The 22,021-nt window shown below is 72.6% G+C and carries 13 protein-coding genes and 1 tRNA gene; 9 read left to right on the top strand and 5 right to left on the bottom strand.

Features of this window, described 5'->3' with window-relative positions; genetic code table 11:
• Window positions 1-20 precede the first annotated feature (20 nt).
• The 5 genes from NZH93_RS29460 (at window position 21) to NZH93_RS29440 (ending at window position 4,485) form a co-directional block, all read left to right on the top strand.
• Window positions 21-1,238, top strand: a complete 1,218-nt coding sequence (locus NZH93_RS29460; protein ID WP_259626495.1) for a cytochrome P450 — start codon at window positions 21-23, stop codon at window positions 1,236-1,238.
• A gap of 117 nt (window positions 1,239-1,355) precedes the next feature.
• Complete coding sequence (locus NZH93_RS29455; RefSeq protein WP_259626494.1) at window positions 1,356-1,574, top strand: MbtH family protein; 219 nt, start codon at window positions 1,356-1,358, stop codon at window positions 1,572-1,574.
• A gap of 31 nt (window positions 1,575-1,605) precedes the next feature.
• Window positions 1,606-2,547: an ATP-binding cassette domain-containing protein gene (locus tag NZH93_RS29450; RefSeq protein ID WP_259626493.1), complete on the top strand. Its 942-nt coding sequence runs from the start codon at window positions 1,606-1,608 to the stop codon at window positions 2,545-2,547.
• 151 nt (window positions 2,548-2,698) lie between these two features.
• Window positions 2,699-3,973, top strand: coding sequence for a cation:proton antiporter (locus tag NZH93_RS29445; RefSeq protein WP_259626492.1), 1,275 nt, complete (start codon window positions 2,699-2,701; stop codon window positions 3,971-3,973).
• Window positions 3,970-4,485, top strand: coding sequence for a flavin reductase family protein (locus NZH93_RS29440; protein WP_259626491.1), 516 nt, complete (start codon window positions 3,970-3,972; stop codon window positions 4,483-4,485). The genes NZH93_RS29445 and NZH93_RS29440 overlap by 4 nt, the downstream gene beginning before the upstream one ends.
• A 96-nt stretch (window positions 4,486-4,581) precedes the next feature.
• On the opposite strand, the gene NZH93_RS29435 is transcribed toward NZH93_RS29440, so the two are convergent.
• The 5 genes from NZH93_RS29435 to NZH93_RS29415 all read right to left on the bottom strand — a co-directional run bounded on the left by NZH93_RS29435 (window position 4,582) and on the right by NZH93_RS29415 (window position 8,673).
• Window positions 4,582-6,174 carry a hypothetical protein gene (locus NZH93_RS29435; protein WP_259626490.1) on the bottom strand — a complete coding sequence of 531 codons (1,593 nt, stop codon included), beginning with the start codon at window positions 6,172-6,174 and terminating at the stop codon, window positions 4,582-4,584.
• Complete coding sequence (locus NZH93_RS29430) at window positions 6,171-6,809, bottom strand: hypothetical protein (RefSeq protein ID WP_259626489.1); 639 nt, start codon at window positions 6,807-6,809, stop codon at window positions 6,171-6,173. Before NZH93_RS29430 ends, NZH93_RS29435 begins: the two co-directional genes overlap by 4 nt.
• The gene (locus tag NZH93_RS29425; RefSeq protein WP_259626488.1) at window positions 6,806-7,327 is read right to left on the bottom strand and encodes an RNA polymerase sigma factor; all 522 of its coding nucleotides are present in this window, start codon (window positions 7,325-7,327) and stop codon (window positions 6,806-6,808) included. Before NZH93_RS29425 ends, NZH93_RS29430 begins: the two co-directional genes overlap by 4 nt.
• 82 nt (window positions 7,328-7,409) lie before the next feature.
• Complete coding sequence (locus NZH93_RS29420; RefSeq protein ID WP_259626487.1) at window positions 7,410-8,048, bottom strand: GTP pyrophosphokinase; 639 nt, start codon at window positions 8,046-8,048, stop codon at window positions 7,410-7,412.
• Window positions 8,049-8,586: 538 nt separating this feature from the next.
• Window positions 8,587-8,673: transfer RNA gene (locus tag NZH93_RS29415), tRNA-Ser, on the bottom strand.
• Window positions 8,674-9,630: 957 nt separating this feature from the next.
• Between NZH93_RS29415 and NZH93_RS29410 the strand changes: the two genes are divergently transcribed.
• Genes NZH93_RS29410 through NZH93_RS50860 form a run of 4 tightly spaced genes read left to right on the top strand, consistent with a single transcriptional unit; the run spans window position 9,631 to window position 21,987 of the window.
• Entirely contained in the window at window positions 9,631-11,136 is a 1,506-nt protein-coding gene (locus NZH93_RS29410; protein WP_259626486.1) for an acyltransferase domain-containing protein, read from the top strand.
• 13 nt (window positions 11,137-11,149) lie between these two features.
• Window positions 11,150-16,801: an SDR family oxidoreductase gene (locus NZH93_RS29405; RefSeq protein WP_259626485.1), complete on the top strand. Its 5,652-nt coding sequence runs from the start codon at window positions 11,150-11,152 to the stop codon at window positions 16,799-16,801.
• A 21-nt stretch (window positions 16,802-16,822) separates the two neighbouring features.
• Entirely contained in the window at window positions 16,823-18,166 is a 1,344-nt protein-coding gene (locus NZH93_RS29400) for a cytochrome P450 (RefSeq protein WP_259626484.1), read from the top strand.
• The gene (locus tag NZH93_RS50860) at window positions 18,163-21,987 is read left to right on the top strand and encodes a KR domain-containing protein (RefSeq protein WP_308214253.1); all 3,825 of its coding nucleotides are present in this window, start codon (window positions 18,163-18,165) and stop codon (window positions 21,985-21,987) included. Before NZH93_RS29400 ends, NZH93_RS50860 begins: the two co-directional genes overlap by 4 nt.
• Window positions 21,988-22,021 lie beyond the last annotated feature (34 nt).

The following is a 22,021-nucleotide window of genomic DNA, read 5'->3' as shown; positions in this document are numbered from 1 at the left end:
CCTGCCGAAGGACTGAAGAGATGACCGCACCCGAGCGGACCGTCGACGCACTGGCGCTCGACCTGGCCGACCCGCAGACCTACGTGGACCACGACCCGGTCTGGCTGTGGCGGGAGATCCGCGACCGCAACCCGATGCACTGGAACGAGCCGAAGAACGGGGTGCCCGGCTTCTGGGCCGTCTCCCGCTACGCGGACGTCGTCTCGGTGTACAAGGACACGAAGAACTTCACCTCCGAACGCGGCAACGTGCTGTCGACCCTCTTGCAGGGCCACGACTCCGCCGCGGGCAAGATGCTGGCGGTCACCGACGGCGCGCACCACCGGGCCGTGCGGAACCTGATGCTCAAGTCGTTCTCGCCCCGGCTGCTCGACCACGTGGCCGAGCTGGTCCGGCAGCGCACCCGCGACCTGTTCGCGGGTGTCGTCGGCACAGGTCAGTTCGACTTCGCCTCCGACGTCGCCGACAACATCCCCATCAACACCATCGGCGACCTGATGGACGTGCCCCAGGCCGACCGGCAGCAGCTCGTGGAGTGGAACAACAAGACCCTCGCGCGGCACAGCTCCGAAGACGGCGAGATGGAGGAGTGGCTGGCGCGCAACGAGATCCTGATGTACTTCGGGAGCCTCGCTGAGCAGCGCCGCCGCAACCCCGGTGACGACGTGGTGTCCGCGCTGGCCACCGGGCTGGTCGAGGGCAAGCCGCTGCCCGACGACGAGATCGTCTTCAACTGCTACAGCCTCATCCTCGGCGCCGACGAGTCCAGCCGGATGTCGTCCATCGGCGCGATCCGGGCGCTCGCCGAGAACCCCGAGCAGTGGCGGGCGCTGAAGGACGGCGACGTGAGCATCGAGAGCGCCACCGAGGAGGTGCTGCGCTGGACGACCCCCGCCATGCACTTCGGCCGCCGCGCGGTCGCCGACGTGGAGATCGGCGGCGCGACGATCCGCGAGGGCGACGTCGTGACGCTGTGGAACAGCTCCGCGAACTTCGACGAGGCCGTGTTCCCCGGCGCGGAGAGGTTCGACCTGGCCCGCACGCCGAACAAGCACCTGGCCTTCGGGTTCGGCCCGCACTTCTGCCTCGGCGCCTTCCTCGGCCGGGCGCACGTGGGAGCGGTGCTGGGCTGTTTGCGCGACACCGTGTCGGACATCCGGCTGCCCGCCGAACCGACGCGGCTCTACTCCAACTTCGTCTACGGGTACAGCTCCTTGCCCGTCGAACTGGTCCCGTAGTGCGCTGGTGCGCGCGCGGTGGTGGATCAGGAATCCGTCAGTGCCCGGTCAGCGCCCCCGGACAGCATTGGCCGCGGGGCACCGGGGAAGAAGTTTCGAGCCAACGGGAGTGCCGAAGTGACGAACCCCTTTGACGACCTGAACGGGTCGTTCCTAGTGCTGGTCAACGACGAAGGCCAGCACTGCGTGTGGCCCGCGTTCGCCGCGGTGCCCCCCGGCTGGACCGTGGCGCTCGGCGAGGGCACCAGGGAAGCGGCCCTGTCCTACATCGAGGAGAACTGGACGGACATGCGTCCGAAGAGCCTCCGCGACCAGTCCGCCACCCGCGCGGGCTGACCCGGTTCGGTTGAGTGAGCGAGGAGTGCACGTGGACGTCGCGATCCAGGTCGAAGGCCTGACGAAGCGGTACGACGAGCACCAGGCGCTGGGCGGCATCGACCTGTCGGTGCGCCAGGGTTCGGTGCTGGGGCTGCTCGGCCCGAACGGCGCGGGGAAGACGACCGCCGTGCGCGTCCTCGCGACGCTGCTGGAGCCCGACGGCGGCCGTGCGCTGGTCGCCGGCTACGACGTGGTGAAGCAGCCCGTCGAGGTCCGCAGGCGGATCGGGCTCGCGGGCCAGTACGCCGCCGTGGACGAGCTGCTGACCGGGCGCGAGAACCTGGTGCTGCTGGGCACGCTGCTGCACCTGGGCCGGGCGGGCGCCCGCCGCAGGGCCGTCGAGCTGCTGGAGCGGTTCGACCTGACCGCCGCGGCCGACCGCCCGGTGGAGACCTACTCCGGTGGCATGCGGCGCAGGCTCGACCTGGCGAGCTGCCTCATCGCGGACCCGGCCGTGCTGTTCCTCGACGAGCCGACCACCGGCCTCGACCCGGCCAGCAGGCAGTCGCTGTGGACGACCGTGCGCGGGCTGGTGTCCGACGGCGTCACGGTCCTGCTGACCACGCAGTACCTGGAGGAGGCCGACTACCTCGCCGACCAGATCGTGGTCATCAACTCCGGCAAGGTCATCGCCGACGGCACCCCCGACGAGCTCAAGCGCAAGGTCGGCCAGGAGTGGCTGGAAGTCGTGGTGGCACTGCCGAACACGGTCGAGGCGGCGGTGCGCGTGCTCGCGCCGATCGCCGTCGACCACCCGACGTCCGACCCCGTCAAGGGCGTGATCGCGCTCCAGCTCCGCGATGGCATGGACGGGATCGCCGCGGCCGCGGTGGCGCTCAAGGAGGCGGGCATCGAGGTCGCGGACTTCGCCATGCGCCGCCCGACGCTCGACGACGTGTTCTTCAACCTCGTGGGACACGCCGCCGAATAGGTCCGACACGTTTCGACCGAAGACTGGGGAGTGAGATGTTCGACCACCCGAGGACGACCACACGACGGATCGAGAACTTCTCCGGCAGCAGGGCGCTGTCGATGGTCAGGACAACCCCCCGACGCGCCGACGCGGGTCGGGGGGACGTCTGATGGGCGGCGTGCTCGTGAGCGTGCACGTGGTCGCGGTGCTGGCGGTGGTGCTTGCCGCGGCACTGGTGGGAAGGACGGCGGCGCGCGCGGTGCGCCAGCCGGAAGTGATCGGCGAGATCCTGGCGGGGCTGTTGATCGTCCCCGCCGTGGCCGCCGTCGCCGGGCACGGCGCGTTGGCGGGACTGCTGCCGCCCGACGTGCTCGACGTGTTGAAGCACATCGGCAAGATCGGCCTGGTGCTGTTCCTGGTGGGCGTGGCCCACGAACTGCGACGGGGCAGCGGGAGCCTGGGGTCCCGCACCGTCGGCTGGGTGACCCTCGGCTCGTTCGTCCCGGCGCTGCTCTCGGGGCTCGTCTTCGCGGCCTGGGTGCTGTGGTCGGACGACGAGGCGCTGCGCGGCGGTGCCCCCGCGCTCTCGCTCGTGCTCATGATCGCCGTCGCGCTCAGCGTGACCGCCGTGCCGGTGCTGGCCCGCATCCTGGAGGACCGGGACCTGATGGCGGGCCGCAACGGCAAGCTGTCGATGGCCGCGGCCGTGTTCACCGACTCCACCGCGTGGCTGCTGCTCGTCGTCGCGCTCGGCACCGCGTCCGGCGGCTGGGGCGGGGTGGTCCGCTCGGTCGTCGTACTCGCGATCGGTGTCGCCCTCGCGCTCCTCGGCCGCGTCCTGTTGCGCGGCAGGACTTCCAACACCCTCGCGGCGCGGTTCCCGAGGCTGATGTCCGTGGTCGTGGCCGTCGTCGCGCTGGCACTGGCGATCGAGATGGAGAACTGGGGACTCACCGCCGTGTTCGGCGCGTTCATCGTCGGCCTCTCGATGCCGAACGGCGAGGACGCGCACCTCTGGGAGGGGATCACCCGACCGGTCGCGTCGCTGGGACGCCTGTTCGTCCCGGTCTTCTTCGTCGTCGCGGGCATGGGCCTGTTCTCCACCCCCACCGCCGAACTGCCGTGGGTCGCCGCGGTGCTGGCCACCGTGCTCGCCATCGCGGGCAAGGTCGGCGGCAGCTACCTCGGCGCCCGGCTGGGCGGCGAGAGCAGGCGCGACTCGATCACCATCGGCGTCATGATGAACACCCGCGGCCTCACGGAGATCGTGGTGCTGCAAGCGGGGTACAGCGCCGGACTGCTGTCGGCGGGCCTGTTCCTGGCGCTCGTGATCATGACGCTGATCACCACCGGCCTCACCGGGCCGCTGCTGTCGCTCATCGACCTGCGCGCCCGCCGCACGGCGCCGCGGCCGGTCCTGGAACCGCAAGGTGGTACGCAATGACGCAATCACCGGCCCAAGCGCTGTCCGAGCTCCCCGTGGCGGACTTCCGGTCACTGATGGCGCGGTTCCCCACCGGCGTCGCCGTGGTCACCACCACCGGGGACGACGGCTCCCCGCGCGGCATGACCGTGTCGTCGGTGTGCAGCGTGACCCTGTCCCCGCCCACGCTGCTGGTGTGCCTGCGCTCCGGGAGCCCGACCCTGGAAGCGATCCTGGACAGCTCCAGCTTCACGGTGAACTTCCTGCACGGCCGCGCGCAGACCGTGGCCGAGCTGTTCGCCTCGGGCGACCCGGACCGCTTCGACCTGATCCCGTGGGAGATGCCGCCCGCGGCGGCGGGCCCGCACCTGCACGAGGACGCCCACTCGATGGCGGACTGCCGGGTGAGCCGCACCGAGCACGTCGGCGACCACGTCGTCGTGTTCGGCGAGGTCTTCTCGGTCTCCGAACGCCACGAGCACGGCCCGCTCGTGTACGGCCTGCGCGAGTACCACTCCTGGCCGGGCCGCTGACGGACACCGGTCCGGCGGAACCGCGGAGGCGTCCCCCTCGCCTCCGCGGTTCCGCTTCACCCGACCGGATCGCCGGCGGGTGCGCCGACCGGCCGATCAGCCCTGGCGGAACGCGTCGATCGTGATCTGCTCCACCGTGCCGCCGTTCCGGTCGGAGGCCTTGGCGCGCAACGACACCGGTCCCGTCGAGTGCCGCAGCACGGCCGTGCGCCGGTCTCCCGCGCCGGTCAGCGCCAGTGGCAGCCACGTCCGCCCGCCGTCGTGCGACACGTCCACCTCCAGCGAGCGGAGCGCGGGCACGTGCGCCACCAGCACGGGTCCGCGCACCTCGTGGCGGACCGACGGCAGGCTGCCCACCCACCCGGCGGCCGAGGTGAACGTCCAGATCGCGGACGTCCTCGGCGCCAGGTCGGCGAAGTCCCGTTCCGCCTCCGCGGCGAGCCGGTACGTCGCCGGTTCCGGTGGCACGGCGAAGAACCGCGGACCGAGGTCGGGGGAGTCGCCGATCAGCACCCCGTCGCGGGACAGTTCCAGGTGGGCGCGCCGGTACGCCGACGTGCCCTCGTGACCGGCGTCGTCGCCGTGCAGCGCCGGTTCGACCACGAGCACGTCGTCGAGCCGGACCACCCGCGCGGCGGGCCGGGCAGGTGGGCGGTTCCAGCGCTCGACCGACCGCCGCCCCGGCCGGTGGACCACGGGCGCCGCCGTCTGGGTGGTCGGGTTCGCGCGGTCCTCGGGGCCGTGCTCCTCCAGCACGTTCGCCCACGCCGTGTCGCCCGCGTAGCGCTCGACGCGGGTGAACGGCGTCGACGTGTACTCGACCGGATCACCGCCGAACCGGAACGGCGGCAGGTCGACGACGGTGGTCTTCGTCGCACGCCTGCCCCGCGCGACCGCGTCGTGCTCGGCGCGCACCTCGGCCAGTTCGCCCTCGGCCACGGCGTGCCGGAAGCCGGTGAAGAACGTGCCGTCGCGCCGCCACCCGGTCGCGTAGACGACGGGGCTGTCCGTGCTGCCGCCGGTCGGACCCGGTCGGGCGAACCGCGCGCCCACGACCGCGGCGAACCCGTCGCCCGGCACCGCCGGTCCGGTGTGCGCGGTGTACAGCGCGGTGACGTCCGGCGTGCCCACGACGACCCCCGCCGGGCCGCGGCCGAGGTGGCGGCGGTAGGCGACCGACGCGCTGAGCCCGACTGCCCGCGGATCGGGGACGGTGACCGACACGGGTTTGGCGACACCGGCGTCCACCACCACCTCGCGGTCCTGCGAAACGGCGAGGTCCGGGGTGACCAGCACGCTCGTGGAGGGCACCTCGCGGCCGGGACGAGGAGTGTCCACGATGGAGTCGACGTGGTAGTGGCCCTTCGGCAGCGACGTGGTCACCCTGCCGTCCGGGCCCGGCGCCAGCAGCCGGAACACGTCGTTGTCGACGCCCAGCACCAGCGTCAAGGCCGCGGTGGTGGCCGCCCCGTCGCGGTCGCGGTGGACGAACTCGACCCGCACGTCGTCCGCGGCGGACGTGCGCACGTCGTACGACCGCGCTCCGGCGGTGAGGTCGTACCGCTGCCCGTCCACCTCCAGGTGCCGGTACGCCTGCGACCGGACCTCGTCGGCCCGCTGCTCCGCGACGGCGGGTGCGGCGCCCAGCAGCAGGAGCAGCACGGCCGCGCCCGTCCACGAGGCCCTCACCCGGTGCCCCCGCTGGAGGCGTTGCCGGTGGACGTCGGCTCGGTGGAGCTCGTGTCCGGGTCCTGCAAGGGTTCTCCCGGCTCCGCGACGCGGCCGATCTTGTACCGCACGGCCCCGGTGCTGTCCTCGGAGATGCGCAGCACCAGGGTGCAGTCGGCGGGCCGGACCGCGCAGTCCACGCCCGGCGGGGCCTCCACGTCGCTCGACGACCGGACGGTCCCCCTCCCGCCGCCCCAGCCCTCGATCATCACGCCCACCAGCCTCGGCGAGACCGGCACCAGCGTGATGTCGGCGTCCAGACCGACCGCCCGGAACGCCTTGGCGAACTCGGCCGACTCGGCGAGCGGGTCCTTGATCCGGGCGACGAAGTAGCCGCCCTCCAGCCGCACCTCGATCGCGGAACTGGCGTACGACGTCGCCCCGCCCGGCCCGCCGAGCAGCACGGCACCCGCGGCCAGCGCCACGGTCAGGCCCGCCGCCGCGACCAGCCGAAGGGTCCTGGACCGGCGCGGGACGACCGGTTCCGCCACGATCGCGGTCAGCAGGGAGCGGGCGGCGGCGGTGGAACCCGCGCCCGCCAGGTCGGTGTCGTCGACCCGCGCCAGGCGGGCGACCGGGTCTTCCGGTGTGGTCACTGGATCCTCCTGATCAGCACGGGTTCGCCCGCTCCGGTCGACGCGAGCGCGCGGTTCAAGCGCTTGCGGGCGCGGTGCAGGCGGATGCGGACGGCGTTGCGGGAACACCGGAGCAGCACGGCGATCTCGCCGTGGTCCAGGCCCTCCCACGCGACGAGCGAGAGCAACTCCCGGTCGTCGGCGGGCAGGGTCCGGAAGGCACGCCGGACGGCGTCGTCCTCGGACGGCTGCTCGTAGAAGCCGGTGACCTCGGCGGCCAGCGCGGCAGACAGGTCGGCGCGGCGGGCGGCGCCCCGGCGCTGGTTGGCCAGCACGTTGCGGGCGACGCCGTAGAGCCAGAGCCTGGTCTGGTCGCCGGGCGGCACGGAGTCCAGCCGCCGCCACGCGATGGCGAACGTCTCGGCCACCACGTCCGCGGCGTCCTCCTGGCAGTCGCACCGGCGCAGCGCGTACCCGAGGAGGTGGGCGAACGTCGCGGTGTACACCGCTTCGAAGCGGGCTGTTCGTTCCTCGTCCACTGGGCGGGCTTCTCCTCTCTCCCCCGCAGGGGTCGACATGTCCCCTACATGTCGGGAGAGGGGCGGGCATTTCCGCCGGAGGTCAGCCGTCGCCGTGCACGCGCTGGTGCAGCGACTCCATCCGGTCGTCGAGCTGGGCGGCGATGAGGGCGGTGCTGGTCAGCTCGTCGAGGAAGTCCGACGGCGCCTGGTCGTCGAACTTGTAGAACAGCTTGTGCTCCAGGGTCGCCCAGAAGTCCATCGCGATGGTCCGCACCTGGACCTCGACCTTCACGTGCTCCACCCGGTTGGACAGGAACACCGGGATCCGCACGATCAGGTGGAGGCTGCGGTACCCGTTCGGCTTGGGGTTCGCGATGTAGTCCTTGGACCGCAGGATCTCGACGTCGTGCTGGCGGCGCAGCATCGCCTCGACCCGGTAGACGTCCGAGACGAACGGGCACACGACCCGGACGCCCGCGACGTCGTGCAGGTGCTCGGCGATCAGCGACGGCTCGGCGGGCAGCCCCTTGCGGCGGAGCTTCTCGATGATCGCTTCGGGTCGCTTGATCCGGTTGGTGATGTGCTCGATCGGGTCGTGCTGGTGGACGAAGTCGAACTCCTCGCTCAAAATGCGCAGCTTGGTCATCAGCTCGTCGATCGCGAACTTGTACACCAGCAGGTGCTTCCCGAGGTCGACGGGGACGGGCTCGACCACCCCCACCCGCACACCGTTGTCCATGGGTCAAGGGTACCGGCGCTGTTGGTCCAGACCATCACGTGACCTGCGGCTTACGACCGCGCGACCATGTTGCGAGCCGCAACAAACCCCGTCCGCGTCGTGATCAGCACGTGGCCGCTGGGTGGGGTGGACGTCCTGCCCGCGGACTCCCGCCAACCCGACATGCCGCCGACCCGGACGCGGGCCGTGAGCAGGTGACCGATCACGGCGGTGGTCGGTGCGCGCTGGCCGTGTGATGCGGCCGGTGCCGGCGGTCGATCGCGGCGGTGGTCGGTGAGCACCGGCCCCACGACGTGGCCGGCGTCGGCGTCCACTGCCTCGCGCCGTGCCAGTGCCGGCGGCCGATCGCGACGGCTGACGACGTCCACTGGCCCGCGTCTCGGGGCCTGTGCGGGTGTGGGTGGTGGTGACCTGATCGCCCTCGCGCGGGTCCGGTTCGCGTGCCGGCCCGCCGCTCCCGCCGTCGCCGGGGGAGGTGACCCCTCTTCCGCTTCCGGACCTGGCGCCGCGTGTCATCACACGCGGCGCCAGGGCTCGGGGGAGGGTGCGGGATTCGAACCCGCGTTCGGTTGTTACCGATCCCGCCTTAGCAAGGCGGTGCCTTGAGCCGCTCGGCCAACCCTCCGGGAAAAGAGGTCGACGAATTGGCGGAATGTGATTCCGCGGGTGTTAGTGAAAAGAGCCGCTCGATTCGCGTTGGGCGAACGGCGGCTCCGCGTGGTGGCGGTCAAGCCGTCAGCAGGCGGAACCTTCGCTGGTCAGGGCCTTGCTTGCGCTTCGGCCGGGGAGCTGGCACCCGACCGTCAACGGACGGCGGTCGGGGTTCGAGTGGTCGATGGGGAGACCCGTACCCCATCCGTGCGTGTCCGTCATGTGGTCCTCCAGGAAGCTGTTGACCATCACTATCCCGTGCATTTCGCGGGGGTGTCAATTGTTTTGGCCGGATTCGTGACCCGGATCGGCGCCCCTGTTCCGGTCCCCGTCGTCCCGAGGGGTGCGCGGGGGGTTGTTTCGGACCCCGCCGGGTGGCGGCCGGAACGGGCAGTCGACGTATCCATCCCGACCCCGCGGATCGTTGCCGAAGCGAAGGGGTTCCCACTGGTCGTTCGGTGTGCGAACAGCGACCTGATCCGCCCCGCGCGACTCCGGGGGAAGCACCCGCCTGCCGGGTTGTTCGCGAATCGTGACGTTTCCATTAGGTGACCGGAAACCCGCTGTCGAGGGCGGTGGCGCTCGTGGCCCGCGCTGTCCCCTTGCTCCGAAGAGTCCAGCGACGTTGTTCCACGGGGGTGATCCGGGTCGCATTCAGCCGCCTCGAACGGCCCGTCTTTCGTAGAGTATAAATCTTCTTTTTCGTAACCTTGTTATAGGACTAAGAGGGCAATACCAGCACGTCCGGAGGTCCGCTCGGCACGTAGGGGTCCCTTTGATATATAGCATTTGTCTTAGGGGGAGACCAGGGGGCTTGAGAATCCAAGTGGCGCTGCTACCATTTCGGCGCCGGCCCTGGTTCGGCTTTCACCGCACATTAGGCAATGAGCCCGGCGTTCCGGGTGGTGCACGATCCGAAGGGCAGAGGTCGATGGCTGAAGGAAAAGTGGTCCTGCTCTTCCCTGGGCAGGGCGCTTTCGATGGTGAGCTGCTCCGCGCGGCTCACCGGGAACATCCCGAGGTCGCGCAGGTCTTCACCGCCGTCGACCGGGTCGCCGAGGAGATGTTCGGCCGCCCGCTTTCCCCCGTCGTGTTCGGTCCCCGTCCGGTGGACATCACCGATCTGCTCCGCGACGACGCGTGGGTGTCTCAATTCGCGATCTACGCGAGCGATGTCGCGACGCACCTCGTGCTGGCCGCGCAGGGCCTCCGGCCGGACGTCCTGATGGGCCACAGCCTCGGCGAGATCGCGGCGCTCGTCGCCGCGGGCGCGTACTCGATCGAGGACGGCGCCCGCGTCGTCGCCCACCGGGTGCTGGCCGTGGAAGCCGTCTCGCCGGACGGGTACCTGGTCGCGCTGAGCACCCCGCGCACGCGCGCGCAACTGCTCGTGGACCTCGTCGGTGACCCCTTCGTCGCCGTCGCCGCGGAGAACGACGACCGCCAGGTCGTGGTCAGCGGGGCGGCGTCCGGGATGGACACGCTCCAGGTCGTCGCCCGCCACCTCGGCATCGGCTCGGTGCGGCTCAACTCGCCGTTCCCGTTCCACTCGCCGGTGCTGCGCCCGGCCGTCGCCGAGTTCGCCGACCGCATCCGCGGACTGCCCCGGCACCGCATGGACGTGCGCGTCTACTCCCCGATCCTGCGCCGCTACTACAGCGAGGAGGACGTGCTGGCCGACCTGCTGGCCGGTCACCTCGTCCAGCCGGTGGCGTTCGCCGACGGCCTGCGCCGGGTGCACGCCGACGGCGGCCGGGTGTTCGTGGAGGTCGGCGCGCTGACCACGTTGAGCAAGCTCGTGACGGCCGTGGTGCCCAACGGCACGACCTCGCTGTCGACCCTCGCGCGCGGCCGGGACGAGGTGCTGGCGCTCACCGGCGCGGTCGCGGCGCTGCGCGCCGCGGGCCTGCTGAAGGGCGAGTCGGTGCGGCGCATCGGCGAGACCCTGGCCCCCGGTGTCGACCCCGCGGTGTTCGCCGCGTTCTGGGCCGAGCACCGCGGCGAGATCGCCGACCTCGTGGCCGACCGGCTGGACGCGTTCACGTCCGGGCACGACCCGGTCACCCCGCCCGCGCCCATCCGACTCGTGCCGCTGCCGGTGGAACCGCAGGAGCCCCCGGTGGTCAAACTGGCCGCCGTGCCCAGCGTGAAGATCGACCGCGAGAACCTGCTGGTGGAGGTTCGGTCGGTTTACGCCACGGCGTTGGAATACCCCGAAGAGGTCTTCACCGACGACGTCCTGCTGGAGGCGGAACTCGGTGTCGACTCGGTCAAGCAAATCGAGTTGATGACGCGCGTCGCGTCCCGCTACGGCATTTCCGAGCTGGCTCGGGGAGTTCGACTCGCCGACTACGACACGATGGGCAAGATCGTCGACTTCGTGCTCGCCGCCATCGTCGAAGGCCACCTCGATTACCCAGTTGCCGCCACCAAGTAACGGGATGAGCACTATGCGTGAGCTCACCGGGAAACTCGCCTTGGTGACGGGCGGCGCGCGGGGAGTGGGCAAGGCCATCGCCGCGGAACTCGCATCCCGCGGCGCCCACGTTCTGATCAACTATTTCCACTCGCACGACGCCGCCAAGCGGACCAGGGCGGAACTCGAGGCGACCGGTGCCCGCGTCGACCTCCTGCGCGCTTCGATAGCCAGGGAGGATCAGACCACCAGGCTGTTCGACGAGATCCGCGAAAGATTCGGCCACCTCGACATCCTGGTGAACAACGCGGCCGACGGAGCGCTCGTCCCGGTCGACGAGGTGACCGACGAGCTGCTGGACCGGGCGCTCGACACCAACCTCAAGGGCGGACTGCGGTGCGCCCGGCTGGCCGTGCCCCTGATGGCCGGTCGCGGCGGGTCGATCGTCACGGTGTCCGCGCTCGGTGGTTCCCAAATGGTGATGGCGAACTACCTTGCTTGCGCCCCCGCGAAGGCCGCGGCCGAGGCGGCCATGCGCTACCTCGCGGTCGAGTTCGCCCCGCTGGGCATCCGGGTCAACGCGGCGTCGGCCGCGATGCTCGTGAGCGACGTGGCCGACCAGTTCCCCGACGCGCGGGACATGCAGCGGGTCATCGCGGAGGCCACCCCGTCCGGCAGGCTCGGCACACCGGAGGAGTTCGCCCGCGTGGTGGCGTTCCTCGCCTCCGACGACGCCGCGTGGATCACCGGCCAGGTCATCCTCGCCGACGGCGGTCTCAGCCTCGGCGCCGCGACCCTCGCGCCGCGGCGGACGAGGCCCGTCGCGACACCGGAGCCGCCCGTCGCGGAACCGGACCCCGTCGACGACCACGACGACACGATCGCGATCGTCGGCATGGGCATGGCCGTCTCGGGCGCGAACGGGCCGGACGAGTTCTGGCGGCTGCGGCTGGACGGCGCGGAGCTGTTCACGCCCACCCCCGACGACCGCTGGGAACGGGCGAGCTTCCACTCGCCCGACCACTCCCGCGAGGACAAGGGCTACCAGGACAACGGCGTCTTCATCACCGGCTTCACGCCCGCCGACGGCGCGGGCGTGCCGTCCGGGCACGCCGACGACGAGCTGACGACCCGCTGGCTGCGGCACTCGCTGGTGCAGGCGCTCGACGGCGTCACCACCCGCCGCGACGACCGCTTCTCGTTCCTCGTCGGCTACACCGCCGACGGCAGCCAGCACCTGGAGGAGGCGGGCGTGCTGGCGGCGGCCACCGGGCTGTCCGCCGAGGTGCTGGCCGAGCTGCCGCTGACCGACGTCGAACGGGGCGCACTGCACGACGGTGTCGCGGAGGCGCTGCGCACCCGGTACTGGCGCGGCGTCGAGGAGCCGTCGCGGTTCCTGCCGCACCGGGTCGCCGCGCTCGCGATGAAGGGCCTGCTGCCCGAGGGCACCGAGACCACGATGGTCGACACGGCGTGCTCGTCCTCGTTGTACGCCATCGACATCGGCGTGAAGGGCCTGCTGATGGGCAAGCAGGACGTGGCCGTGTGCGGTGGCGCGTTCGCGCTCGCCCCGCGCGGCACGGTGCTCTTCGCCAAGCTCCAGGGCCTGTCCAGCCGCGGCGACGTGCGGTCGATGGACGCCGACGCCGACGGCGTGGTCTTCGCCGACGGCGCGGCGGTCGTGGTGCTGAAGAAGCTCAGCCGCGCCAAGGCCGACGGTGACCGCGTGCTGGCCGTGGTCGAGGCGGTCGGCTCGTCGTCCGACGGCCGGGGCAAGGCCGTCTACGCGCCCAACGCCGACGGGCAGGACCTGGCTGTGCGCCGCGCCCTCGCTGGCCGCGAGCGCGGCGGTGAGGACGTCGACTGGGTCCTCGCGCACGCCACCGGCACCCCGGCGGGCGACCTGGCCGAGTTCTCCACGCTGCGCAAGCACTTCGGCACCACGGGACCGACGGCGGTCACGTCGAACAAGTCCCTCATCGGCCACACCGGGTGGGCCGCGGGCGTGGTGTCGGTGATCGAGGCCGTGCTGGGGCTGCGGCACGAGACCATCCCGCCGCAGCACCGGTTCTCCGCCGCGCCGGAGGAGTTCCGGATGGCCGAGACCGGCCTGACCGTGCCGCTCGCCGCCCGGCCGTGGCCGCGCGCCGGGGCGACCCCCAGGACGGCGGCGGTGTCCGGCTTCGGGTTCGGCGGCACCAACGCCCACGTGCTGCTCCGCGACCACGTCCCCGGCGCTCCTGCGCGCACGGCGCCCGACACCGACCGGCCGGTCGTCGTGGTCGGCTGGTCCGGCCACCTGCCCGGACTGTCCACTTCGGACGACGTCGTCCGCTGGCTGCACGGGGGCCGCGCGCCGGACGACAGCTTCGGCGAGTTCTACCCGTCACCGCCGTTCGCCGAGGTCCGGCTGCCCGCCTCCACCGTCCGCACGGTCGACCGGTGCCAGCTCATGGCCCTGCACTGCGCCCGCGACCTGCGCGAGCAGCTCGGTGACCTGTGGGAGAAGGGCGCGGAACGCGCGGGCGTGGTCGTCGGCAACCTCGGCCCGACCCGTTCGGCGATGCTCTACGCCACTCGCTGCTACCTCGACGACATCGCCGCCGGACTGGCGGCCGACCCCGCGCTGGGCCTGCCGCCGGAGTTCACCGAAGCCCTGTCCGCGCGGGTCCGCAGGCTGGTGCCACCGTCCAACGAGGACTCGTTCCCCGGCATGATGGCGAACGTGATCTCGGCCAGGACGGCCAACTACTTCGACCTCAACGGCCCCAACATCACCCTGGACTCCGGCCTGTCCTCCGCGCTGAGCGCGCTGGACGTGGCGCACCGCTACCTGGCGGCGGGGGAGCTGGACTTCGCGCTGGTGGGCGGGTTCAACGGCAACGCGCTGCCCGAGTACCGGGCGCTGCTCGGCGACCTGGTGAGCCCCGGCGAAGCACTCGCCGAAGGCGCCTTCCTGTTCGCGCTGACGACCGAGGAGACCGCGGCGGCCCACGGCCTGCCCGTGCTGGCGACGGTGGACGCGCACGGCGACGCCCGCCGCACCGTCGACGCGGCGGAGTACTCCCGCTACACGGGCGCGGCGGGGGCGGTGGCGCTGGCCCGCGCGCTGACCGGGCCCGCCGGTCCGGTGAGCGTGGTGTGCGACGGCGTGCGCGTGGACCTGACGGTGGCGGAGAAGGCCGCCGGTCTGCTGCCGCCGGAGTTCACCGACCCGGACGCCCCGCCCCCGGAGGTCAGCCGGTACGTGCCGGAACTGCGGCCCGCGCCCGCGCGCGACGTCCGCCCCGAGATCCCGTTCTTCCCGCCCGGCGTGGTCGTGCTGACCGACGACCCCGACCTGCTCGCCTCGGTCGACGTGCCGGACCACGCCGTCGTGATCTCCACCCGGCCGCTGCGCGAGGCCCGCGCGGGCTGGCACGAGCTGACCGAACGCACCCCGCTCGCCGTCCGCAGCCTGCTCTCCGGGTCGTCCGCGCGGCACCTGCGGCTGGTCGCCGACCTCGGCGCGGTGTCGACCTCGGCCGCCGTGCTCGCGGGCGACGACCGGCTCACCGCGCTGCACGAGGCGGCGTTCCTGGTGGTGCAGGAGCGCTACGACGTGCTGGCCGCGGGCGACAGCTCGTTCCTCTCGTTGCTGCTCGGCGCCAGGCCTGACGGCCGCGACCACCCGGCGCACGGCCTGTTCGCCGCGCTGGTCAAGTGCACCTTCCACGAGCTGCCGCGCTGCCACACGTTCGGCCTGTTCACCGCGGGCTCGGACCTGGCGGCGGCCGTGCGCCGGACCGAGCGGGAGAGCGCCGCCGAACGGCTGTACCCGGTCGTGGTGCTCGACGCGGACCCCGCGGGCGGCACGGTGCGCAAGACGCTGGTGCTCGTGCCGGAGGCGGTCGACCTGCCCGACCCGGCGGGCGCGCTGCTGTCGGAGGACTCCGTCGTGCTGGCCACCGGCGGCGCGCGCGGCATCACCGCGGAGGTCGTCAAGGAGCTGGCGCGCACGTTCCGGCCGCGGCTGTACCTGTTGGGCAGCAACCCGTTGGACCGCTACGGCCCCGAGGTGTTCGAGGGCACCGACGAGGAGTTCGCCGCCGGGCGCAGCCACTTCATCCGCGCCGAGCTGGCAGGCCGCCGCGGCGCGCTGGTGGCCGGGCTCAACCGCGAGTTCGACCGGATGGTCGACGCCCGCGCCGCGCACCGCAACATCGCCGAGATGGTCGAGCACTGCGGCGCGGACCGGGTCACCTACCTCACCTGCGACGTGACGGACCCGGCGTCGGTGGAGGCCGCCGTCGCCGCCGTGCTCGCCGCGCACGACCGGATCGACCTGGTGATCAACGCGGCGGGCCGCAACCGGTCCGCGCTGATCCCGGACAAGGACCTCGCCGAGTTCCGCGCCATCCGCGACCTCAAGGTCGACGGCTACCGCAACCTCAAGAGCGCGCTGAGGACCCGGCCGCCCGCGCTGTGGTGCAACTTCGGCTCGCTGCTCGGCCACTTCGGCCTCGCGGGCGAGCTGGACTACGGCTCCGGCAACGACTTCCTCGCCTCGGCGGCCGACCACGCGGCCACCCTGTCCGGCACCGACGAGTTCACCGTCGGCTGGACCCTGTGGGACGGCGTCGGCATCGGCGCGGACGCGCTGGCCCGCTCGTACTTCAAGCGCGGCGGCCTGTACACGCACATGGCGATCAGCGAGGGCGTCCGGCACTTCGTCCGCGAGCTGCACGCGGCCAACCGGCACCCGTTCGTGCTGCACATGGGCGACGCGGAGCTGGAACTCGGCCGGAAGCTGTACCCCGGCTACCTCGAATCCGCGGACCTGGGGCCGCCGACCGAGGTCGTGCGCGAGTTCGACCCCGAGTCCGTCCCGGACGTCGCGCACCACCTGGTCCGGGGCACGCCCACCGTGCCCGCGAGCTGGGTCACCGCGCTCGCCGCCGAGGCCGCCGCGCGGCTCGTGCCGGACCAGGAGGTCATCGGCTTCACCGACCTGCGGTTCGACCACTTCGTGCAGGCACGGCCCGCCGGGCCGAAGCGGATCTCCGCGCGCCTGCTGGAGCAGGGCGACGGCGTGACGACGGTGCGGGTGCGGATCACCGTCGACGTCGTGTCGCCCGGCGGTGTCCCGCTGGTCGAGGACCGGCTGCTGAGCAGCGTCGTCGTGCGCCTCGCACGGGAGTTCCCGCGCGCGCCGCACTGGGAGGCGTGGCCGCAGGACGACGAGGTCGCCCTGCCCGACCCGTACCACCTGGCGTCCTCGCCGGTGCTGCTGACCGGACCGTTCGTGGCCACCACGGACACCCGCTGGCACCCGCAGGGCAAGCGCGCGAGGTTCGCGCCCACCGCCACGCGCCCGTCCGGGTACGGCGTCCCCGCCGTGCTGCTCGACGCCATGATCCGCACCGAGGCGCTGGCCCCGGTCGACGGCCTGCTGCCGGTGGCCGTCCCCGTGTCCATCCGCCGCATCGACCTCTACCAGCGGGCCGACGACCACGACCTCGTCGTGCGGCACGGCGGGCTGGAGCTGTACGCCACGCCCGCCGAGTCGACCGTCGGCCGGTCCGCGCCGGTCAACCGGTTCGTCGCCACCACGGCCGACGGCCGCGTGGTGGCCCAGATCCACGACGTCGAGGCGACCGCGCTCGGGCACGTCGACCCGCTCACCGCCGCGCTGACGCAGGCGTGACCGTCCACGAGGAGAACCCCGGTGGCTGACCAGGTAATCGCGCCCGGCCCGAAAGGCAGCCAGCTCGGCCGCTTCGACCGCGACGCCATCGGGTTCGTGACGGCGATGGAGCAGGAGCACGGCGGGATCGTGCGGATCTCGCTCGGCCCGTTCGTGGTGCACCTGGTCAGCGATCCCGACGCGGTCAAGCACATCCTCCAGGACAACGCGAAGAACTACGTGCGGGGCAAGTTCTACGGCAACTTCGACCTGTTCTTCGGCCGCGGGATGCTCACCACCGACGGCGCGGAGTGGCGCGAGCGCAGACAGGTCAGCCAGCCGTTCTTCCACAAGCCCCGGCTGGTGGAGAAGTCGCCCGCCATCACGGAGTGCGCCGAGGACCTGGTCGCCGGGTGGGAAGGCGCGGCCGACCGCGGCGAGGTGGTCGACGTGACCGACGACGTGATGACGCTGTCCATGGGCGTGTTCGGGAAGATGTTCCTCGGCGTCGACCTGAGGCCGTACTCCGCCGAGCTCCAGCCCGCGACCCTGTTCGCCATGCAGGCGGTGTTGCGCAGCGGTTCCGTGTCGCAACTGCTGCCGCGCTGGGTGCCGACCCGCTACCGGCGGACCTCCACCCGCCACCGGGCCACGCTCGACCGCGTGATGGACGAGGTGGTGGAGCGGCACGTGCGCGGTGAGGTCGAGGAGCACACCGTCGTGTCCGCGCTGCTCGCCGCCCGCGATGAGCACGGCGATCCGTGGCCGCGCGAGGCCGTGCTGGCGGAGCTGAAGACCCTGTTCCTCGCGGGCCACGAGACCACCGGGTGCAGCATCGTCTGGACCCTGCACGCCCTGTCCCGGCACCCGGAGGTGCGCAGGCGGCTGGAAGCCGAGGTGGCGGAGGTCCTGGGTGGACGGACGCCGACCGTCGACGACCTGGCGGACCTCCCGTACCTGAAGCAGGTCGTGTCCGAGTCGTTGCGGCTCTACCCGGCGGTGTGGTCCTATCCCCGTGACGTGGTCGCCGACGACACCATCGGCGGCTACCACGTCCCGGCGGGCAGTTCGGTGCTGCTGTCGTCCTACGTGACGCAGCACAGCCGAAGCCTGTGGGAGAACCCGGAAGCGTTCGATCCGCAGCGGTTCTGCCCCGCGCACCAGGTCGCGGACCGGCCGAAGTACGCGTACTACCCGTTCGGGGGCGGAGCCCGCAAGTGCATCGGATTCGAGGCGGCGCTCATGGAGGTCCAGCTCGTCGTCGCCACCGTCGTGGGGCGCGTGCGGGTGGATTCGACGCCCGGCAGGCCGATCGGCATGTGGCCGAAGGCGTCGCTGCGCCCGATGCCGAACGTGCTGATGACCGCGTCCCGCGTGCCGTCGTGAGCACCCGCCGGTTCGCCTGGCATCCGCGCCGGACGTCCACACCGGACCCCTCGCCCGCGGAAGCGCTGGCGGGCAAGCGGATCCTGCTGATCGGCGGCACGGACGAGACGCTGGCGGCGGTCGGGGCCGAACTGGTCTCGCACGGCGTGGTGCTCGTCGGCCAGGGGCACCTGCGCGACGCGGACGACCGGCCGGACGGGATCGTCGACCTCACCCTGGACGCCGGGTTCTCCGCCGACTGGTGGCCCGCCCTGCTGCGCACGATCGGCGCGATCCGCGGCTGCTACGACGCCTGGTCCGAGGAGACCGACGCCGCCAGGACCTGCTACGTCGCCGTCACCTACCTCGGTGGCCGGATGGGGTACCGGGGCGTGAGCGACCGGCCGTGGGGCGGGCTGTGGGCCGGGCTGGCCAAGACGCTGCACCAGGAACTGCCGAACCTGAACACCAAGGTCGTGGACGTCGACCCGGCCGACGTCGCGGACCTGCCGTCGATCCTGGTGCGCGAGCTGTACCGGTGGGGCCTCTACGAGGTCGGCTATTCCGGCGGCGTCCGGTACACCCTCGCGCCCCGCCGTGAGGACGGCGCGGAGCCGACCGTCGACCTCGACGCGTCGGACGTCGTGCTGGTCTCCGGCGGCGGCCGGGGCATCGGGTTCGCCGCCGCGACGACCCTGGCCGCGACGCACGGCTGCCGGGTGGTCGTTACGGGCAGGCACCCGCTGCCCGGCCCGGACGACGCGTGGGGCGCGCTGGACGACGACGGGTTCAAGGCGCACCAGCGGGACCTGTGGATCAGGGCCAGCGCGGAGGGCACGCTGGCCGCGGTCCGCGCGGAGACGACCAGGATGGCCCAGCGGCGGGTGCTCGCCGCCAACGTGGCCGCGGCGCGGGCCGACGGGCTGCGCCTGGACTACGAGGTCTGCGACTTCACCGACCGCGCGCAGGTCGACGCGCTGCTGGCGCGGCTCGGGCCCGCGCTGACCGGCGTGGTGCACAACGCGGGCGTCGATCTGGCCACCCGGCTCCCGAGGATGTCGGACGACGACGTCCTGAAGACCGTGGCCACCAAGGTCGACGGCTTCGCGCACCTGTTCGACGCGCTGCGCGACCGGCCGCTGAAGTTCTTCTGCAACACCGGGTCCATGAGCGGACGGCTCGGCGGGATGGTCGGCCAGATCGCCTACGCGGCGGCCAACGACGGCCTGACCAGGCTCGGGCTCTGGGCCGACGCGCGCGCTCCGTTCCCCGTTACCACGCTGTGCTGGCCGACGTGGGAGCGGATGGGGCTGATCACCAACTACGACGCGGCCGTCCGGTACATGACCGCCATCGGCGCGGAGGAGGGCGTCCGGCGCTGGTCGGCGGAACTGCTCGCCCCCACCCACGGCGAGGTCACGTTCCTCGGCGCGCTCGGCAGCGCGCTGAACCCCGTGCAGGTGCGCGGGTTCCCGCTGCACCGCGAGGTGCCGGAGTTCGCCGCCGTCTACCCGCGGATCTTCCACCTCGGCACGCCCGTCGGCTTCCGGCCGGGCGTCGAGTTCGTCGCCGACGTGCTGTTCGACGCCGCGAGCGCGCCCGTGCTCACCGACTTCACCGTGTCCGGCCACTCGGCCGTGCCGGTGGGCGTGCTGCTGGAGAACGCGCTCGCGTCCGCCGTGTGGGTCCACCCGGCGGGCGACGAGCCGCCGGTGGCCTGGATCGGCGACATCGCGGTGTGCCTGGAGGGCCTCCGGCTGGACGGGGGAGCGCTCGGGCTGCGGCGCACCGCCACGTTGTCCACTGTGGACGGTGGACTGGTGGTGGACGTGCGGTACGACCGGCCGGGACTGGGCCCGGTCGCCGAACTCCGCCTCGGCTACGAGCCGCTGGCGGTCGACGGCCCGCCGGTCGCGGTCCGCGCCGCGCGCGAGGCGGCCGTTCCGGGGCCCGGCCGCTGGCTGGGCGCGGTCATCCCGGTCGCGACCTGGCACGAGGGCCCCGGCCCGGTGGACCGGACCGCCGTGGTGCGCGAGCCGACGCCCGCCGACCTGTGGACCGTCCCGCTGACCCCGCCGCTCGCGCTCCCGTTGGCGGCGCTGGAGAACATCGTCCGGTCGGTGCTGCGCGTGCGACCGGGCCGGGTGCTGCGGATCACCAGGCTGGTGCCGCACGGTCCTCCGCCCACCACCAGCCGGATCGACGGCGACCCGGTGCGGGGGCGCTGGCACGTCGTCGACCCCCAGGACGGTCGACCGGTCCTCACCGCGTCGACACCCACTTCCCCCACCCATCCGGAGGACCTGATGCCCACCACCGTGGACCCCGAAGTCGTGCACCGCGAAGTCGCGGAGATCCTGGTCCGCGTGCTGGGCGACTACGGCGTGCCCGCGGGGTCGATCACCCGCGACACCGACCTGCACACCGACCTCCAGTTCGAGAGCATCGGCACGGACCTGCCGGTGCTGCTGGGGCAGCTCGGCGCGTTCTACGGCGGCCGGGTGGACGTGTTCTCGTTCCTCCGGGGCCTCGACCTGGACCAGCTCATCTCGCTGCGGGTGGGGACGCTGGTGGACGAGGTCGTGGCGCAGTTGCGCGCCAACGCCGACCCGGTCCTCGCGCCGCCGCCGTCGTACCCGCTCGCGGTCCGGCCGCCTGCCCCGTCCGGTGGGGACGGGGTGGCCCGCCGGTTCCTGTTCGTGGTGCCGCCGATGACCGGTCACGTGAACCCGACGATCGGGGTGGCCGCCCGGCTCGTGGAGCGCGGCCACACCGTCGCGTGGGCAGGGTACGAGCCGCTGCTGCGCCCGGCGCTGGGCCCGGACGCGGTGGTGTTCGACTGCGCGGTGCCCCCGGCGGCCGAGCGCTGGACCGAGCGCGGGCCCGAGGTGCGCAGCATGCGGTCGATCAAGGTCATGTGGGAGGAGTTCCTGGAACCGCTGGCGCACGCCATGGTGCCGGGGGTGCGGGCGGCGGTGGAGGAGTTCGCGCCGGACGTCGTGGTGGCCGACCAGCAGGCGCTGGCGGGCGCGCTGGTCGCGGGGGCCGCCGGGCTGCCGTGGGCGACGTCGGCCACGACGCCCGCCGAGCTGATCGACATGGAGGCGGGGCTGCCGAAGGTCCTCGACTGGCTCCAGGGGCTGTTCGCCGGGCTGCGCAAGGCTTACGGCGGACCGTCGGCGGACCTGAGGTACTCGCCGGACCTCGTGCTGGCCTACACGACCGAGGACCTGGTCGGCCCGATCCCCCGACGTGAACCCATCGCCTACGTGGGCCCGTCGCTGCACCCCCGACCGTCCGCCGTGGACTTCCCGTGGGACCGGCTGGACCCGCACCGGTCGCTGGTGCTGATCAGCCTGGGCACGATCAGCGTGGGCGCCGGGTCTCGGTTCCTCAAGGAAGCGGTCGAGGCGGTGCGGGCCCGCTCGTCCCGCGTGCAGGCCGTGGTGGTCGACCCGACCGGCGAGGTGGGCGCGTCCGACGACGACGTGCTGGTCCTGCCCGCGGTCCCGCAGTTGGAGCTGCTGGGGTCGGTGGACGCGGTGATCTGCCACGCGGGCCACAACACCGTCTGCGAGGCGCTGAACCAGGGGCTGCCGCTCGTCGTCGCCCCGATCCGCGACGACCAGCCAATCGTGGCCGCCCAGGTGGAGGGCGTCGGCGCGGGCGTGCAGGTGCGGTTCGGGCTGGCGGAGGCGAGGCACATCGGCGCCGCGCTGGACGCCGTCCTGGACGACCCCGCCTACCGGACGGCGGCGGGCCGCGTCCGGGCCGCGTTCCACGACGCGGGCGGCGCCGCCACGGCCGCCGCCCACCTGGAGTCCTACGCCGCGCGGGGGTGAGAACACACCCGTGCCCGCCCCCGACGAGGTCGGA

This window comes from Umezawaea endophytica (assembly GCF_025061645.1).
GTDB classification, from domain to species: domain Bacteria; phylum Actinomycetota; class Actinomycetes; order Mycobacteriales; family Pseudonocardiaceae; genus Umezawaea; species Umezawaea endophytica.
The sequence above is the reverse complement of the archived record's forward strand: the minus strand, read 5'-3'. Positions and strand labels throughout refer to the sequence as shown.